Below are 16725 nucleotides of genomic sequence, written 5' to 3'. Positions count from 1 at the left end.
GGTTCCGCCGGTCGTCTGACGGAGGGTCTGGGACGCGCCGCCCTCGCATCACCTTGTTGCTCATCCACCCCGATCACCATGTGTCCTGGCAGGTTCGAGACGCAAGCGCCGGGCGACGATGTCAGCTGCCACGTCCTGGAGGCGCCGGTCATGGGAGTACGCGTAGGCGCGCAAACGGGTGAGCGCCACCTCCGCAGTCACTCCCAACTGAACGGTTACCATCCCGGTCGCCTGATGTACCTCGGGATGTTGCAAGCCGATCCGTTCCGGCCGCGGATCATCGCGGTCCACCCGGTGGCCGAGCAGCACCGCGCAGGCCAGGTCCGCCAGGACCAGCGCATCGGCCAGTTGCTCGGCCCCGAGGCCGCCGGCGTGGGCCCGGTACAGGTCCAGGACACCTAGCCGGATCCCGCCGATCCGTAGCGGCAGAGCGAACACCGCTCGGACCCCGGTGAGCAGCGCCGCTGGCGCGAACACCGGCCAGCGGTGCCGGCACTCGGTCGCCGTCAGATCTGCCACCAGGACGGGGCCGCCGCTCATCGCGTCGGCGCCCGGCCCTTCACCGAGGGTGAGGGTAAGGTCTTCCAGCTCCGACGCGGTCCGGGCCGTGGCGTGCAGCAGCTCACGCGGGGTGGCGTTGAGGATCACCGCGAGGGCGGCGGAGTCGACGCCGGCGACCGACACCGTCGCCGTACAGACGTGATCGACCTCGACCGTGTGTCCCCGTGCCGCCTCGAGTACCGCGGTCCACAGCCGCATCCGACGACCGGAGTGCATCGGATCGCCGTACTCCGGGGTGTCCCTGCCCACTGCCGACCCGACTCCAACTCAGATTGTCTGAAGTAGTTGAGCGTCCTGCGGCCGCCGGGAGTCCGGGCAACGGTTGCACCGTACTCTCGAATGCGACGCAGCGCGAGGTCGAGCAGCCGTCAGGTCAGCCTCGTGACCGTCGCCAGTCGACCGGCAGCGCGAGCGGGCCGCGCACGATGGTCCCGGCGCGCCACCGTACTCCGTCCGGGTCGGCCAACCGCAGGCCCGGCGCCGCCGCGACCAGCGCGCCGACCACCTCCTGGATCTCCATCGTGGCCAACCAGGCGCCGAGGCAGCGGTGCGGGCCGTAGCCGAAGGTGACATGCCGGGCCGTCGGGCGCCGGTCCGGGTCGAAGGTGTCCGCCTCCGGGAACACCTCGTCGTCACGGTTGGCGGAGATGGTCGAGGCGAACACCGCCTCCCCGGCCCGGACCGTCACGCCGCCCAGCACCACGTCCTCGGTCGCCACCCGGGGCAGCCCGCTGCCGCCGTTGAGCGGCACGAACCGGAGCAGCTCGTCGACCACCGCCGGCACCCGGTCCGGCTCCCGGCACAGCGACTCCCACACGTGCCGGCGGCGCAGCAGCAGGTACGCCGAACTGGCCAGCTGACTGGCCGTGGTCTCGAACCCGGCGGCGAGCAGGGTCACGCCGAACGACACCAGCTCCTGCTCGGTCATCCGGTCGCCGTCGTCGGTGGCCCGGACCAGCATGCTCAGCAGGTCGTCGGTGGCCGACTCGCGGCGGTACGCGATCAGTTCCCGCAGGTAGTCCTCCAGCGCGGCGGTGACCGACCGGAACTCGTCGGCCGGCATCGGCCCGGGCATCAGCAGCGCATGCGTCCAGGCGCGGAACCGCTCACGGTCGGCCAGCGGTACGCCGAGAACGTGGCACAGCACGGTCAGCGGCACCGGCAGCGCGACCGTCGCGTACAGGTCGCCCGGTGAGGGGCCGGCCAGCAGTGCGTCGATCCGCTCGGCGGCGACCTGCCGGACGTACGGGCGCAGTCGCTCGATGCGCCACTGGGCGAACGCGCTGGCGGCGATGCGTCTGAGCCGACCGTGTTCGGGCCGGTCCAGGTCCAGGATGGTGGTGGCCACCGGCGGCGACTCGGTCTGCCGGGGCACGTCCGGGCCGCAGGCGGCGGCCCGGCTGAACCTGGGGTCGGCGAGCACCGTCGTCACGTCGGCGTAGCGGGTGGCGAGCCAGGCGTCGCCGCCGTACGGCAGCCGGATCCGGGACACCGGACATTCGGCGCGCAGCCGGGCCAACCTGGGATCCAGCGCCAGTTCGTCGTAGTCGCGGAACGGGTACAGCGGCGGCTTGTGCGGCTGCGGCTCGTCGTGCGGCTGCGGGTCGTGTGGTGCGGACGCGGTCATCGCCGGGCTGCCTCACACCGCCACGTGCGGCACCGGCCAGTGCCGCATCCGGTAGGGCAGGATCAGCACCGCGTCGCCGGCCGCGCAGGCCAGCCCGACTTCGACGGCGACGGCCGCCGCGTCGACATCACCCGGTGCGGGCACCCCGGACGGGTCCTCGGCCAGCCGCAGGAACGCGTCGGCCCCGTCGGTGATCACCATCCGGCTGGCCTCGACCCCGGGCCGGACGTCCTTGACCACCACCATTCCCGGCCCGCGACGGTAGTAGCAGCTGCCGTACCGGTAGGCCAGGCCCCATTCACCGGCGTAGGCCCGGCTGGCCTGGTCGGTGCCGGCCGACGGCGCGACCAGGTGCACGTGGGTGTCCAGCGGGAGCGACGGCCGCCCGCGCAGGGTCCAGCGCAGCCGTACGGCGTGGCTGGTCACCGCGCGCAGGAACCGCAACTGGGCCAGGTCCTGCTCGGGGGAGTCACCGAAGTCCAGCGGCTCCGGCAGGGTCACCGTCCGCAGCGACCAGGCGGCCAGGTCGGTACGGTCGGTGAGCAGCGTCGCCGTACTCATCTCACGCCACCTTGACCGGTTCGACGGCGGTCGCCAGGGTGATCCAGCGGCCGTTCTCCTCGAAGACCAGCCCGGCGTCGTCGAGTTCGGCCAGCCACCGCGCCAGCTGGTCGGTCTCCACCGGCAGTCCGGCGGCGGCGAGCCGCCCGGCCAGGGCCGTGACGGTACGGCCGTGCTCCAGCTCGGCGTAGGCACGGCGCAGCCGGGGGTCGGCGATGCGGTGTTCGCGGTCCGGCCAGCCGACCCGCCGGTCGGCGATCACGATCTCGTCGGCGTCCAGGCCGGTGAGCAGCTGCAGCGCGCTGGCCGGATAGCCGTCGGTCCAGCGTTTGAGCAGTTCGTTCAGCGGCTCGGCGTCCTGCTCGGACAGTCCGGCGGGCTCGGTGTCGAACAGGTAGACCAGGTCGGCCAGCTCGTTCTCGGGCAGGTCGTAGACGTGCTGGTAGAGCCGGGCGGCGCGGCGGGTCGGGAAGCCGAGCACCGGGTTCTCGAAGTACGGGCTGAACCGTTCGAGCAGGATCCGCGACGAACCGGCCGGCGGCTGCAGGTGCACCAGCCGGGGGAGTTGGCGCAGCACCGAGTCGTAGTCGACGCGGCGTTCGCCGGGGAACCCGTACAGCCAGTTCCACGACACGGTGAGGCCGGCGGACTCGCAGTCGCGCAGGGTCCGTACGTTGTGCACGCCGGCGACGCCCTTGTCCATCAACTTGAGCACCGGGCTGACCAGCGACTCGATGCCGGGCTGTACGTGGGCCACGCCGGCGGCGCGCAGCGCGTCGATCTCGGCCGGCCGCAGGTTGGACTTCACCTCGTAGTGCAGCCGCAGGTCCCAGCCGAGCGCGGCGACCCGGGGCAGGAAGTCGGCGTAGTAGTGGTTGTCGATGATGTTGTCGACCATGATCACGTCGAGGGTCTGGTGCCGGCCGACCAGCTCGGTCATCTCGGCGATCATGCGTTCGGCGGGCTTGGCCCGGAACGTCATCGCGGTGCCGTTGAGCCCGCAGAAGGTGCAGTGGTGCTTCTCGCCCCACCAACAGCCCCGGGCGCCCTCCAGGACCAGCTTGGGCTCGATGTACTCGCCGACCGGCGAGGCTGCGAGCTGGTCGAACCAGTCGTCGAAGTCCGGGGTGGGGATGCGTGCCGGGGGCAGCAGCGCGCCCTGCGGGTTGTGCCGCGCGCTGCCGTCGGCCCGGCGCCAGGACAGCCCGGGTATCCGCGCGAGTCGGGCGTCACGCTCGTCGCCAGCGTCGAGGTTGTCGCCAGCGTCGAGTGCGTCCAACAGCATCGGGAACGCGACCTCGCCCTCGCCGCGTACCACGAAGTCGACGAACGGGAAGTTGCGGTGCAGGGCGATCCCCATCGCGCCGTCGCAGTTGCCGCCCCCGAACGCGATCCGTACGCCCGGGTCGAGCTGGCGGATCCGCCGGGCGACCGCGAGGCTCGGCACGTTCTGCATGAACGTGGTGGTGAAGCCGACCAGCCGGGGATCGGTGGCGAGGATCTCGGCGGCGGCCAGCTCGACGAAGTCGGCGGCGTACTGGCGCATCGCGGTCGGTCCGGCGATGCCGGTGCCGTACTCGGCCGCGTAGCGGCGCAGCGTCTGCACGCCGAACTCGGGGTCGTCGTGCAGCACCCCGGCGAAGACCCAGTCACCGAGGCCGTCGAACAGGCCCACCTCGGCGACCTCGGTGTAGTCGGCCGGGCTCAGCTCGCCGTCGCTGCGTTCCATCAGGAACTCGGCCCAGCGCAGGCTGCCGTGGTACGCCGTCGGGGCGGGCCGCCCGGTGGCGACCGTCATCGCCTTGAGCAACCCGATCGGCAGTGATGGTGATTCGATGGCCTGCCAGGGCATGGCGACCAGACATACGGACATCGGTCGGGCCTTTCAGCTGGTGAGCGCGTCGTACCGAGGTACGCCGGATGGGGCGGGACCGCCCCATCCGGCCGATCACGTCTTCGGCCCTCCACGCGGTCTTACCCGCGCCTCGCCGGCCGCGATCACTTCTCGGCCTTCCGGGTCGGGACCAGGTACTTGCAGGTGCCGTGGGCCGGCGTCTTGATAGTGACCTTCTTGATGGTCAAGATGTTCACCTCCCTCCGTCCATGTCGACTCCACCGGCGCTCAGGCGGGCTCGGTGCCGGCGGAGAAACCAGTGCCGCAGCCGGTCGGGCTCACGGCCGGTCAGTTCGGCGAGGGACACCGAGATCTTGTCCAGGTAGGTCAGTCGCATGCCGATCTCGTGCCACTGCGACCCGTACTCGCGCCACAGCTCGCGCCCCTCGCCCGTGGTGGACTCGCGGGCCAGGTAGTTCAGGCCGATCGCGACGTGCTGAATCTCGTCGCGGCGTACGTGGTGGTAGAGCAGGCCGAGCGGGTCACCGGCGAACACCTCGCGCAGCAGGATGAACTCGTCGGCGGCGAACCCCTCCAGCATGGTGTGCACCAGCGCCCGGCCCATGTAGGGCAGCCGGGCCAGCGCAGTGTCCAGCGGCTCCATCAGCTCGGGCGCCTCCGGCTCCGGCTCGCCGCCGCCGGCCAGCTTCGCGTACTGGTAGAACGCGTCCGCGTGCCGGGCCTCGTCCGCGGTGGCCAGGGCCAGGCTGAACCGCAGCGGCGCGTCCTCGGTCTGCGCGGCCAGCGTGGCGGCGGCGACCAGCCCGGCCTGCTCGGCGTAGTAGCCGCGCGAGGACATCCGCCAGGCCAGCTCGGCCCGCTCCCAGCTGGGGTCCGCCGGCCCGCCGGCGATGATGTCCGCGGCGCGCCACGGCGTCTTGTCGCGGGTCACGCCGAAGACGCGGTACGCCAACTCGTTGCGATCAAGATCGTCGGCATCGATGAGTGCCATTGGCGACTCCCCACAGGCTTGCCGCCCAGCGTCGGTCACGGGATTACGACAAGCAGGAGATTCTCGGTGCGCTGATTCGTCGGTGCGCTGATTTCTCGGTGCGCTGGTTCGTGTGCGTCGGCGAGGATGTGCGCCGTCTGCGGCGCACGATGTGATGAGCATAAATGACCTCACGTCGGAACGGCAAGCATTACCGTGACGGCCGGTGGTCGGTTCGCGACCAGTGGAGCGGGCTAAGGGTATTTACCTTGATCACCGTGACTTTCGATGGCGACCGTGGCTGTGGGAAGGTGACTCGACCGACCGAGCCGAGGAGTGGTGCCCATGCCCGGCCGTCTCATCACGTCGATCGCGGTTGATCGACCGCTGCGCCCGGCCGTCGCCGCTCAGGCCGCCAGCGTCGTCGGCACCCACGTCGCCGCGCTGGCCCTGCCGACCGTGGCGGTGGTGGCGCTGCACGCCTCGCCGGTGGCGGCGGCCACCCTGTTCGCCCTGGAGTACGGCGCCCAGGCGCTCGCCGCACCGCTGCTCGGGGTGGTCGTCGACCGGGTCGTCGACCGGCGCCGGCTGCTCATGGCCGCCAGCGCCGGCACCGCCGCCGTGGTGCTGGCCGTACCGGTCGCCGCGCTGGCCGGAGCGCTCTCCCTGCCGCTGCTGTACGCCGTGGCCGGCCTGTCCGGCATCCTCGGTGGGCTGGTCACCATCGGCCTGCAGGCCACCGTGCCGCAACTGGTCGAACCGGACCGGCTGGTGCCGGCGAACGCCGCGCTGGCCGGTGCCCAGTCGGCCGGCCAGATCGCCGGGCCGGCGCTGGCCGGCTGGCTGGTGCAGACCCTCGGCGGGGCGCTGGCGATGTCGGCGAACGCCGCAGCGCAGGCGCTGGCCGCCGTCGGCTTCGCCGCACTGCGGCCCCGGCCGGGCGGGACACCGCCGGTGCCGGAACATCCACTACGGGCGTTGCGCGACGGGGTGGCGGCGCTGCGCGGTCGCCCGGAGCTGGTCCGGATCGCGGTCACCGCCGCCGCGCTGAACCTCGGCGGGTCCGCGATCGGCGGCCTCTACGTGCTGTACGCCTACCGGGTCCTCGACCTGTCGCCGTGGGTGCTCGGGTTGACCTTCGCGGTGAACAGCGTCGCCGCCGTCGCCGGCGTGGCCACCGCGCGACGGGTGATCGCCCGGCTCGGCCACCCCCGGGTGGTCCCGGTTTTCGCCCCGCTCGCCGGGGCCGCCCTGATGCTGATCCCGCTGGCCGCCGTCACGCCGTCGGTGCTGACCCTGATCGTCTACGAGACGATCTTCGGGTACTGCGCCACGGTCTGGCTGATCGCCTCGGTGTCGTTGCAGCAGTCCGTGGTCCCCGGCCCGCTGCTGGGCCGGGTGCTTGCGTTGAGCCGGGCGCTCGCGGTGCTGGCGGTGCCGGTCGGATCGCTGCTCGCTGGCGTCGCGGCGCAACTCTGGGGGGTGCTGCCCACCCTGATCTGCTTCGCAGCCGTGGCCTTCCTCGGCACCGTCACCGTGGTTTCCCGGCGAGTGACCGCACCCACATCCTGACCATATCCTGACCGGACCCCGACCAATTCCAGTATTGCGACCGGCGTCGATCCGGCACCATAATTGGCGGCATTCAGCAGGCGATCATGATTGCTTCCGATGCGGCCGGTGCACGGATCTCCGCCGGCGCAGGGACGGGGAACACCCAGACGATGGACCTGTCGGACGCGTACCGCGAGATGGTTCGGATCAGGGTTTTCGAGGAGCAGGTCCTGGCATGCGCCGCCGCCGGCCAGGTGCCCGGATCGGTCCACCCGTACACCGGGCAGGAAGCTGTCGCGGTCGGGGTGCTGGCCGCCCGACAGCCCGACGAGTGGGTGGTGAGCTTCTACCGGTGCCACGGGCACGCGTTGGCCGCCGGGGTTGCCGCCGCCGGGCTGGCCCGGGAGATCCTCGGCCGGGTCGGCGGGGTCTGCGGCGGCAAGGCCGGGTCGATGCACATCGCCGACCGGTCCCGCTACCTGCTCGGTGCCAGCTCCATCGTGGCCACGCAGCTGCCGATCGCGGCCGGTGCCGCGCTGGCGGAGAAGACCGCCGGCAGCGGCCGGGCGGTCATCGCGTTCTGCGGTGACGGCGCGTTCGGCGCCGGCGCCGCCTACGAGACGCTCACCGTCGCCGCCGTGCTCGGGTTGCCGCTGCTGCTGGTCTGCGAGGAGAACGGCTGGCAGGACCACACCCCGAGCGACCTGGTGCGGCACCGGACACCCGGTGAGACCGCCCGCGGCCTGGGGCTGGACTGCGCGGAGGTGGACGGTAACGACGTGACCGCGGTGCACCGGGCCGCGGCGGCGGCCCTGGCCCACTGTCGGGCGGGCCGCCCGCAGGTCCTCGTCGCCCACACCTACCTGCGGCACTTCCACGCCCAGCTCGGACCGCAGCCGCCAGGCGAGTACCGACCGGCCGCCGAGCGGGAGCGCTGGCTGGCCCGGGATCCGCTGACCCGCGTCGAGGCGACCCTCGCCGGACCGTCCGCCGCGATCCGGAAGCAGGCCGCCACCGGCCGGGAGCGGGCCGCCACGGTCCGGGAGCAGGCCACCGCGGAGCTGGCCGAGGTCTTCGCCGACGCCCTGGCCGCCGACCGGCCGGACCCGGCGAGCGCGGTCACCGCGGTCACCGCCGCGACCTGGCCGCCCGGCGCCACCTGGCCGGAAGCCGTCACGGTGCGGGAGCCGGCGGCATGACCCGCCGGCACCCGTCCGTCGGCGCGGTCCGCGGCGCCCTGGCCGACCAGCCCACAATGAGCATGTTCTGTACGTACCAGCAGCCCGACCTCATCGAACTGTTCGGCGCCGAGCGGATGGTCCGGCTGCCGATCGCCGAGAACACCATGCTCGGCATGGCGGTCGGGATGGCGCTGCTCGGCCGCCGGGTGCTGGTCAGCATCGCCCGCGCCGCCTTCCTGTTCACCGCCTTCGACCAGCTGGTGAACGAGGCCACCAAGTGGCGGTACATGTCCGACGGGCAGTTCACCGTACCGGTGGTGGTGCGCGGGCTGACCCAGGGCGGCGAGCAACTCGGCGCCCAGCACGAACACGCCGCGCACGGCCTGCTCAGCCAGATTCCCGGGCTGGTCGTCGCCGTGCCCGGGTCACCGAACGCCGCCGCCGGGCTGCTGCGTACCGCGCTGGTGCATCCGGATCCGGTGGTGGTGCTGGAATCGCCCCGGCTGTACGCCGCCGACTGGGCGTCGCTGCCCGAACCGGAGCCGACCGACGCCGCGTTGCCGTTCGGCGTCGCCGGCCGCGCCCGCCCCGGCCGCGACCTCACCCTCGTCGGCATCGGCAACACCGTCGCCACCTGCCTGCGGGCCGCCGCCGTCCTCGACCGGGACGGGCTGCACGCCCAGGTGGTCGACCTGCGTACCGCCGCCCCGCTGGACCTCGACGGCGTCACCGCCATGGTCCGCACCGCCGGCGGTCAGGTGATCCTGGTCGACGAGGCCCCAGCCGGCGTCAGCGTCATGTCCGCGCTCGGCCTGCACCTGGTACGCACCGGCGCGGTCGCGCCGCAGCGGCTCGACGTGGTCGCCGGTGCCCCGGTGCCGGCCCCGGTGAGCCCGCCGCTGAGCGCCGCCCTGCTGCCGGACGAGGAACACGTCGTGTCCGCCGCCCGCCGAGGAGCCGCCCGATGATCGACCGGTCCACTTACCACGCCTGGCACGGCATCACCCCGATGGGCGAGTTCCTCGCCGAGTCCGACCCGGACATGTTCCTCGTCGGCGGCGACGGCAGCTACGCCGTCGACCAGGCCGGCCGACGTTACCTCGACGCCCGTTCGTCGATGTGGAACGTCACCCTCGGCTACTCGTGCGAGCCGGTCAAGGCGGCGATGCGCCGCCAGCTCGACGAGCTGCCGTCCGGGACGGTGATGCGCTACGAGCACCCGCCCCGGGTCACCGTGCGGTACGCGGCCGCCCTCGCCGCGACGCTGCCGCCGACCCTGCGGCACATCCGGTTCGGCAACACCGGCAGCCAGATGACCGAGGCGGCCGGCATGCTGTCCCGCTTTTACCGGAGAATGACCGGCGAGACCGGCCGTGACCGGATCATCGCGGTGCACGGCAGCTACCACGGCACCGGGCCGCTGGCCACCGCGCTCACCGGTGAGCAGATCCTGCACGAGTGGTCGACGCCGCTGGACGACCGCGTGGTGCACGTCGCCGGGGGCGACGGGCTGCTCGACGCCGTCGCTGCCGTCGTCGACCGGCTCGGCGCGGCGCAGGTGACCGCCGTCATCGTCGAACCGGTGATGGGCAACTATCTGCACGCCGCCAGCGTCGACCAGTTGGCGGCGCTGATCGACTACTGCCGGGCCCGGGACATCCATGTCGTCGCCGACGAGGTGACCACCGGCGCCGGTCGGGTCGCGGCGATGACGGTCAGCGAGCGGCTGCCCGAGCCACCCGACATGATCGTGCTCGGCAAGGGCCTCAGCGCCGGATACTTCCCGCTCGCCGTGCTCGCGGTAGCCGACCCGATCTTCGACGCGCTCGCCGAGCCGCCGTTCCGGCTCGGCTTCCCGAACGGCAGCACCACCGACGGGCACCCGCTCGGTGCCGCCGCCGGCCTCGCCGTCCTGGACGTCCTCACCGCCGACGGTTTCCTCGACGGCGTCCGCGACCGTGGCCGGCAGCTGTGCGACATCCTGCGTGACACGCTGGCCGACGATCCGCACGTCGGGGACGTACGTGGTGAGGGGATGCTGCTCGGCCTGGAGCTGCGCTACCGCGACGACGGTACGCCGTGGACGGTGCGCGACGTCTACCGGCTCCGGCTGGCCTGCCGGGACAACGGGCTGCTGACCAGCTACTCCGACGGCGTGATGCCGCTGCTGCCGCCGCTGACCATCGACACCGACGAGTGCGCCGAACTCGCCGCGATCCTCGGCAAGACGATCACCGCGTACGCCGCCGAGCACCTCGGCGCGCGGTAGCCGGCCCGGCCCCCGAGTCTGTTCCTCGGGTCCAGCCTCGACGAACGCGGCTGTGGCTCGCTCTCGGCATACCCGGGCGTAGACTGGCCACGATCGACGGACACACAGTCATGGGATGTGACCAACCCGCGCCGGCTACCGACCTCAGCCATCCAGCCGCTGCAAGCTTGTCGGCACCGGGATGGATCGACGTGCAACAAGGAACGGAGGGCAGGGTGCCGAGCCCACACGAACTGGTCGAGAAGGCGGCCCGCGACGCGAACCTTGGTGACTTTCGGTGGCATTACCGCCCGGTTGTTGCATTTGTCATCCTGGCCGGCGTTACCCTGATCGTTCAGGGAGCCATCATGACGCTGGTGTCGTGGCTTGTCGGTGCGGCGCTGGTGCTTGCCGGAGCGGCTATCGCCGCGACCTCGCTCTTGATGCGCCGCAACGCGATGTTGCTGCTCTACACCGGCGGGATCGCGGTGAGCGGCGTCGCCGGCCGATTGAAGGTGGTGGCCCCGTGGCACCACGACCGGGTGTTCCCGGTGGCGGCGTTCACCGTCTACAAATTCACCTTGTGGTCCGGCGAAAGGGTTCGCTTCGCCGCCGCGGCCGTTGAGGGCGAGGTCGACCTGGTCGAGGAGGTACGGCGTGCTGGGCGGAAATAGCCGCACCGCAACCTGTCAACCTCGTTGAGTCGGGTGAGTCAGCCAACGACAATCCGGTCGATGTCTGGCGAGTGTCCGGAGAACCGTAGCGCGTTGCGGCCTGCGGACAGGTGAGCCTCGAAGGTGAAGGTCGCCGGGGTCTCCCAACCGCCGGAGCCGGCCACCGGGTACGTCAGCGTCGGACCGCCGTTGATCTGGACCCCCATCTTCCGTAGCCCGTCGGATTCGTAGCGGACCGCTACCGAACGGGTACCGGGGACCGGCAGGTCGACGTACACCTCCAGGTAGTTCTCGTCATTGACGTACTGAACCCGGGCTCCGCCGTCGCAAGTGGCACAGCTGGCTACTTTGGCATCGCCGCCCAGGAGATTGCTCGATGCTTCTGCTTCGACGCTTACCGTGGTGACGGGTGGGGTGGCCGGTGTGGCTCCCGGCGCGCTGGCCTCGGCCGACCCGGTGGGCCGCACCGAGGGCGTGGTCGATGACACCGGGTTCCCGACCGTCGGCGAAGGGCTGGCCTGCTCCTGCGGCTGGCTGGTCTGCTCAGACTGGGCCTGGTCCGACTGGGCCTGCGCGAGCTGTGCTCTGGGCCACTGCGGCAGGGGATCGCCCGGTGTCGTGACAGCTCCGCTCTCCGCCGTGCTGGCATCGGGCATGGCCGCACCGTCAGGTTCGACGATCTGGATGAAGACCAGGGCGACGGATAGTGGCACCGCGGCCCAGAGCATGGCAAGCGGTCGGTGGCGGGTCGATCCGCTGCGTGGCCTTCCGTCCGGCTCCATCCGCCGAAGCCTATCGGACGCGATCCGGTCGGACCTGCCGCTGGAGCAGGCTGGGCAGGGTCGTGACGCTATCCTTGAGCGGCTCCGGCTGCCGGCGGCCGGAGCCACGTCGAAGGACGCATGAGCTGTCGTCGAAGGGCGCGTGAGCTGTCCGGGGAGGTCCACACTTTGCGAGGCAGGGTCCCCGGTTTCGTGCTCTGCGCCGTCCTGTTGTCGGCCCCCGTCTCAGCGTCGATAGCACACCGGGACGTGATGGATCTCATGGCGGCGCCGGCCAGTACCGGGCCCGTCAAGTACTACATCGTTGGCCCGCCGGTGAACGGCCAACCCGAGTTCCTGTTCGCCATCGCGGCAGCCACGCTCGGCGACGGCAACCGGCTACAGGAGATCTTCGACCTGAATCAGGGACGCCCGCAGCCGCACGGCCACCGGCTGGTGGATCCCACCCGGATCGAACCTGGCTGGGTGCTCCTGCTCCCACCGGACGCCTCTGGTCCCGGCGTGATGGTCGGAGATCCTCCGGCCATCACCTCGCCGGAAGCCGTAGCCGTCGAGCCGCAGCCGGCCGATCGACAGTCACGTTACCTCGCACCAGACCTGCTCCGTCGGCTGATCAGCGCGGCGCTGCTGATCACGGTGGCCGGCCTGGCCGGCGGCGCGTTGGTGCTGCTCTGGCGGGGCGCGAGATGATGCCGATCGCCATCGGTGTCTTGACCTGGCGCGCTGCGGCCTCGGCGCTCGGCCGATGGCCGGCCGGACTCGTCGCAGCGGTTGCGGCAGGTGTCGTCGTCGGATCAGCCCCGGCGGTGGCCGCGCCCGCCCCGGAACCAACCACGGCCGCACCGGGCACCGGCTGCGCGACACCGGTCGACCAGATTGTTACTTCGGTTTCCTGGGCGCAGTTGCGGCTCGCGCCGGACGCGGCATGGCCGAGCGGGCGTGGCCGGGGGATCGCCATCGGGGTGATCGGTTCAGGCGTCGACTCGGCCGCACCGGCGCTGGCCGGTCAGGTTGCCGCAGGTGCCGACATCGTCACCGGGAAGAGCTTCGCCAACACCGACTGTCTCGGCAAGGGTACGGAGATGGCCGGGGTGGCCGTCGCCCGTTCCCGGCCCGGCAGCGACCTGGTGGGAATCGCACCGGAGGCGACCGTCTTCCCGGTGCGGATCGAAGCCACCGACGGTCCGCTGCGCTCCGCCCAACTCTCCTTGGGTCTGCAGGTAGCGGTGTCCGCAGGTGCGGACGTGGTCATGATCGCCGGGGGCGTGGACCTCACCGACGCGGACGTGGCCGGGGCGGTTCGCGCGGCAACCGCCCGTGACGTGGTCGTCGTGGTCGCCGCAGACCAACTCGTCGGCGACGGCCGGATACCTGGGATGCTCCGGGTCGGCGCCGTCGACGCGGCGAACCGTCTGGTGGGGAACTACCAACCCGACACGGTCGACGTCCTTGCTCCCGGTTCGGCGGTCGTCACGCTCAGCGCGAACGGCTCGGGCGAGGTGATCCGGACCGGTTCGCACCTGTCGGTCGCGTTCGTGGCCGGGCTTGCCGCGCTCGTCCGCTCGTCGGCGGCCGGGCTGTCGGCGGTCGCGACCGCCGAGCAGATCCAGCGGACGGCCGATGGGCTGGCCGACGTACCGCCCGATCCGATCAGTGGCTGGGGTCTGATCAACCCGGGGCGGGCGGTCCAGGTGCAGCCGGACGACGTAGGCGAGGGCGTCGCGGACGTAGGCGAGGACGTCGTGGACGACGGTGCCGCGCCCTCGACGGGCAGCCTTACCCGTACCGACTGGAGACTCGTCCTGATCGGGCTCGTCCTGGCCGGCTCGGCCCTGGCGGGTGTGCTGATCGCTGGTCGGAGATGGCGTACGTCGGCCCGGCGATCCGGCTGATGACGGCCGGAAGCACGGCCGGTGACCAGGCCCGGCAGGTCACCTGTCGCGCGGCCGGCCACGTCAGCAAGGGTTATCCCGCAGAAGTGCGGATGGTGAGTGGCCTGGTGCATCGCCGGCGGCCGACGCGTCAATCTGTCAGATGGCGAACGCGAGGAGGTCGGGCCTTGCGGATCTGGAGGTCTGGTGGGGATGGCACCGCCGCGGTGGTTTAGGTGGCGACGGCGGCCCGGTGCCGTGGACGTTCCGCCGCCGGACCAGATCTATCCACTGTGGTACGGGCACGTCGCCGTCGTGACGCACGCCGAGGATCCGCCGGCACTGCTCTGGCGGTTGCTGCGGGACGCTGCCGCCTGCCGCGGCGGCGACGCACTGGTCCTGGTCACCAACCGGGCATTCGACCACCCCACCTGTGGCGCCCGGCTGCGTGGCGTCGTCGAACACGCGACACGGAAGTTGGGCGCCCGACGAGTCTGGGTGGCCGCAGACGGTCTCGGGAACCCGGGGGACCCGCACGCCGACTGGCTGATGCGGCTGGCCACCCACGTCAGAGCCGAGCTCGTGGCCCCGGACGGTCCGATCCATCTCACCCTGGACGGCACCCGCTACGTCGGCACCGGTGCCGGCGCCTCAGGCTGGCGATCTTTCCGTCCCGGCAGCGACAGTCACCTGATCGCCAACCGCTATCCGACACCACCGTGGGAAACCGCGTTGCCGGACCGCCCGGTTGGCTTGCCCGGCCTCGTCGCCGACCCCATTCCGGCCGGGGTCCTGCTCCGAGCCAGCGCCGGGTCGGTGGTCGACCGCTCGGACCCGGCCTTCAACCTGCCGGTGGACCGACGCGGGCCGACACTGGTGCTCCGGCAGGTGGGCGAGCCGCCGGTGCAGCCGGACCAGCTGGCGGTGATCTTCGCCCGACTGCCGGCCCGGAGCATGGTTCGTATCGAGACCGGTCTGATCGACCCTGCGGCAGAGCAGCCCGGGCCACAGTGGCTGGACCGGCTCGCACTGGTACTCGAGCGCTCGTCTGACAACGGTCAGGTCACCGCTGGCGCGGAGCCGATCGGCCGCCGCGAGTTCGCTGGTCCACCGCCGCCAGCGGTGCTGCGCGCCGGGTGGATCCGGGTCAGTGACCGGCTCTACCGCCACGCGGTCGAGCCGAAACTACTGTCGGAGGTCACCGCGACCGGGATTCTCCTCCGCGTGGCTGGCACCTACCGCCGGGCGGACCAGGCATTCATCGATCCGGCCGCCGGTGTGCTGAGGCTCGATGTGGCGGCATCCGAGCCGCTGGTGGCGGCGCTGTGTCGTACCGTCGCGACAGCGCCCGGCGAACTCCGGGTGGACCCGAGTCTCGCCCACTCAGCCACCGATCGACTGACCGCCGCGCTCGGTAGTCGCTCGGCGGACGTACCGGGCGAGGGCTTTCCGGACAAGGTCGCACCGGACAAGGTCGCACCGGGCGAGGGCGTACCGGACAGGCAGGAATCCGACCTGCGCTACGTCGAACAGACGACTGCTGAGCCGGTACGGCCAGCTACCGGGGCGCCACGGTTGACCGTACCGCTGCCGGCACGGGTGTCGGTGCCGGTACGGCCGGAACCGGCCCCACCGCCTGCGACGGTCCCACCGCCTACCCACCCCCTCGTGATCACCAGTTCCGGGCCGGACCCGGAGCTGCCCGACGACGACAGCTCCGACGAGATTCCCGCTACGGTCGGGGATTCACCGCCGGCCGCAATCGAGCTTCCGCCGACGACGGCCGGGGAACTGGAGCCCGCCGCGCCGGAGCAGAGCACATCCGGGTCAGCTGAGCAGTATGTGGCGGCGGCCGGGTCCCCGGTCCCCGATCGCGACAGCACCCTGCAGGAACAGCGGGAGTTCACCGCCGCCCTCGGGCCGGCGTACACGGACTCGATCACCACGGTGAACGCCGCGCTGGCCGCGTGGCCCGCGCTGCGTCAGGACATCTCGGCGAAAGCGAAGATCGACCTGGTCGCGGTACGGGTCTTCTTCGGCCGGTCGCAGCTGGGCGCGGCCCGACTCAACGCCGGGCTGCGGGCCGGGCAACAGCCGGAACTGTCCAGCTACCTGTCGTGCCTGGTGTCCGGGCTGCGCCGGTTGCCGCCGTGCCGGCGGGCGATGCTCTGCCAGGGCCGGCTCGCGGTGCCGGCACAACAGCTCTACTCGGAGGGAACGACGCTGGTCGAGCCGGGGTTCCGCAGCGTGAGTGGTGCTGGTCTGGCCGTGCAGGGTGCCGACGTGGACTACCTGGTCTGGTCCCGTACCGCCCGGCAGGCCGGTGCGTTGGCCGAACGGCAGGAGCTGGATGAGGCGGTCTTTCTAGCTGGTGCCCGGTTCAAGGTCCTCGCCGTCCGGGAAGGCAGCCCGCCGCCGTCCGAGGATGTCGCAGTCCCAACGACCGCTGTGCTGCTGCGGGAGGTGCTCCCCGGTGAGCCGGACATTTCAGGCCTGGATGAGGCGGACCGGGCGGCGCTGAACCGGCTTGAGCGGGCCCTGCGCCGGCGGTGGTCCGTCGCGCCCCAGGCGCTGACCGATGAGGAAGCGATCGATCGACTGGCCGGGCCGCCGCTCGGTTACCTGGTGCAGAACCCGGAGACTGCCGTAGCGGGCGGCCCGCAGCTCCGATCAGTCTGACCCCGGCCCGCTGGAGCGCGGGCCGACGTGCGCCGAGGGATTTCCCTGTACGGATGACGCCGGCGGGCTGGCCCGGTCGTCGCCGTGCCGGTGAGCAGCATGCTTGACGCGTCGATACGTGTCAGGGGGTGGCGAGCGGTGGTAGGACAACTTCCGGGTTCC

At 71.8% G+C, this 16725-nt stretch carries 14 protein-coding genes; 8 read left to right on the top strand and 6 right to left on the bottom strand.

The window, feature by feature from the left end; genetic code table 11:
- Positions 1-60 precede the first annotated feature (60 nt).
- From EDC02_RS25760 to EDC02_RS25740, 5 genes are all read right to left on the bottom strand, one after another.
- On the bottom strand, positions 61-810 hold the full coding sequence (locus EDC02_RS25760) for a GAF and ANTAR domain-containing protein (RefSeq protein ID WP_123604175.1): 750 nt from the start codon (positions 808-810) through the stop codon (positions 61-63).
- A 124-nt stretch (positions 811-934) separates the two neighbouring features.
- Positions 935-2188, bottom strand: coding sequence for a cytochrome P450 (locus tag EDC02_RS25755; RefSeq protein WP_123604174.1), 1254 nt, complete (start codon positions 2186-2188; stop codon positions 935-937).
- 12 nt (positions 2189-2200) lie between these two features.
- Entirely contained in the window at positions 2201-2749 is a 549-nt protein-coding gene (locus EDC02_RS25750) for a DUF5825 family protein (RefSeq protein WP_123604173.1), read from the bottom strand.
- 1 nt (position 2750) lies between these two features.
- The gene (locus EDC02_RS25745) at positions 2751-4622 is read right to left on the bottom strand and encodes a RiPP maturation radical SAM C-methyltransferase (protein ID WP_123604172.1); all 1872 of its coding nucleotides are present in this window, start codon (positions 4620-4622) and stop codon (positions 2751-2753) included.
- Between the two features lie 214 nt (positions 4623-4836).
- Entirely contained in the window at positions 4837-5595 is a 759-nt protein-coding gene (locus EDC02_RS25740; protein ID WP_123604171.1) for a ferritin-like domain-containing protein, read from the bottom strand.
- A 324-nt stretch (positions 5596-5919) separates the two neighbouring features.
- Here EDC02_RS25740 and EDC02_RS25735 point away from each other — a divergent pair, with 324 nt between their 5' ends.
- From EDC02_RS25735 to EDC02_RS25715, 5 genes are all read left to right on the top strand, one after another.
- Entirely contained in the window at positions 5920-7146 is a 1227-nt protein-coding gene (locus EDC02_RS25735; protein WP_123604170.1) for an MFS transporter, read from the top strand.
- Between the two features lie 86 nt (positions 7147-7232).
- On the top strand, positions 7233-8327 hold the full coding sequence (locus EDC02_RS25730) for a thiamine pyrophosphate-dependent enzyme (RefSeq protein WP_123604169.1): 1095 nt from the start codon (positions 7233-7235) through the stop codon (positions 8325-8327).
- Positions 8324-9277, top strand: a complete 954-nt coding sequence (locus tag EDC02_RS25725; RefSeq protein ID WP_123604168.1) for a transketolase C-terminal domain-containing protein — start codon at positions 8324-8326, stop codon at positions 9275-9277. The genes EDC02_RS25730 and EDC02_RS25725 overlap by 4 nt, the downstream gene beginning before the upstream one ends.
- Complete coding sequence (locus tag EDC02_RS25720; RefSeq protein WP_123604167.1) at positions 9274-10578, top strand: aminotransferase class III-fold pyridoxal phosphate-dependent enzyme; 1305 nt, start codon at positions 9274-9276, stop codon at positions 10576-10578. Before EDC02_RS25725 ends, EDC02_RS25720 begins: the two co-directional genes overlap by 4 nt.
- Before the next feature lie 215 nt (positions 10579-10793).
- Positions 10794-11231 carry a hypothetical protein gene (locus EDC02_RS25715; RefSeq protein WP_148083624.1) on the top strand — a complete coding sequence of 146 codons (438 nt, stop codon included), beginning with the start codon at positions 10794-10796 and terminating at the stop codon, positions 11229-11231.
- Positions 11232-11269: 38 nt separating this feature from the next.
- Here EDC02_RS25715 and EDC02_RS25710 read toward each other — a convergent pair whose 3' ends face one another.
- On the bottom strand, positions 11270-11944 hold the full coding sequence (locus EDC02_RS25710) for a hypothetical protein (protein ID WP_148083623.1): 675 nt from the start codon (positions 11942-11944) through the stop codon (positions 11270-11272).
- Between the two features lie 384 nt (positions 11945-12328).
- Here EDC02_RS25710 and EDC02_RS25705 point away from each other — a divergent pair, with 384 nt between their 5' ends.
- The 3 genes from EDC02_RS25705 to EDC02_RS25695 all read left to right on the top strand — a co-directional run bounded on the left by EDC02_RS25705 (position 12329) and on the right by EDC02_RS25695 (position 16563).
- Positions 12329-12703: a hypothetical protein gene (locus EDC02_RS25705; RefSeq protein ID WP_148083622.1), complete on the top strand. Its 375-nt coding sequence runs from the start codon at positions 12329-12331 to the stop codon at positions 12701-12703.
- Positions 12700-13905 (top strand): S8 family serine peptidase, encoded by a 1206-nt coding sequence (locus EDC02_RS25700; RefSeq protein ID WP_123604163.1) that lies wholly within the window; start codon positions 12700-12702, stop codon positions 13903-13905. Before EDC02_RS25705 ends, EDC02_RS25700 begins: the two co-directional genes overlap by 4 nt.
- A 237-nt stretch (positions 13906-14142) precedes the next feature.
- Positions 14143-16563: a hypothetical protein gene (locus EDC02_RS25695; RefSeq protein WP_123604162.1), complete on the top strand. Its 2421-nt coding sequence runs from the start codon at positions 14143-14145 to the stop codon at positions 16561-16563.
- The last annotated feature ends 162 nt before the right edge of the window (positions 16564-16725 follow it).

This window comes from Micromonospora sp. Llam0, assembly GCF_003751085.1.
Classification (GTDB): domain Bacteria; phylum Actinomycetota; class Actinomycetes; order Mycobacteriales; family Micromonosporaceae; genus Micromonospora_E.
Note: the sequence above shows the minus strand (reverse complement) of the source record. Positions and strands in the feature narration are given on the sequence as shown.

Excerpts from the sequence above, each read along its gene's own strand:
- EDC02_RS25755 (WP_123604174.1), bottom strand. The coding sequence starts at position 2,188 with ATGACCGCGTCCGCACCACACGACCCGCAGCCGCACGACGAGCCGCAG.
- EDC02_RS25750 (WP_123604173.1), bottom strand. The coding sequence starts at position 2,749 with ATGAGTACGGCGACGCTGCTCACCGACCGTACCGACCTGGCCGCCTGG.
- EDC02_RS25745 (WP_123604172.1), bottom strand. The coding sequence starts at position 4,622 with ATGTCCGTATGTCTGGTCGCCATGCCCTGGCAGGCCATCGAATCACCA.
- EDC02_RS25740 (WP_123604171.1), bottom strand. The coding sequence starts at position 5,595 with ATGGCACTCATCGATGCCGACGATCTTGATCGCAACGAGTTGGCGTAC.
- EDC02_RS25735 (WP_123604170.1), top strand. The coding sequence starts at position 5,920 with ATGCCCGGCCGTCTCATCACGTCGATCGCGGTTGATCGACCGCTGCGC.
- EDC02_RS25730 (WP_123604169.1), top strand. The coding sequence starts at position 7,233 with ATGATTGCTTCCGATGCGGCCGGTGCACGGATCTCCGCCGGCGCAGGG.
- EDC02_RS25725 (WP_123604168.1), top strand. The coding sequence starts at position 8,324 with ATGACCCGCCGGCACCCGTCCGTCGGCGCGGTCCGCGGCGCCCTGGCC.
- EDC02_RS25720 (WP_123604167.1), top strand. The coding sequence starts at position 9,274 with ATGATCGACCGGTCCACTTACCACGCCTGGCACGGCATCACCCCGATG.
- EDC02_RS25700 (WP_123604163.1), top strand. The coding sequence starts at position 12,700 with ATGATGCCGATCGCCATCGGTGTCTTGACCTGGCGCGCTGCGGCCTCG.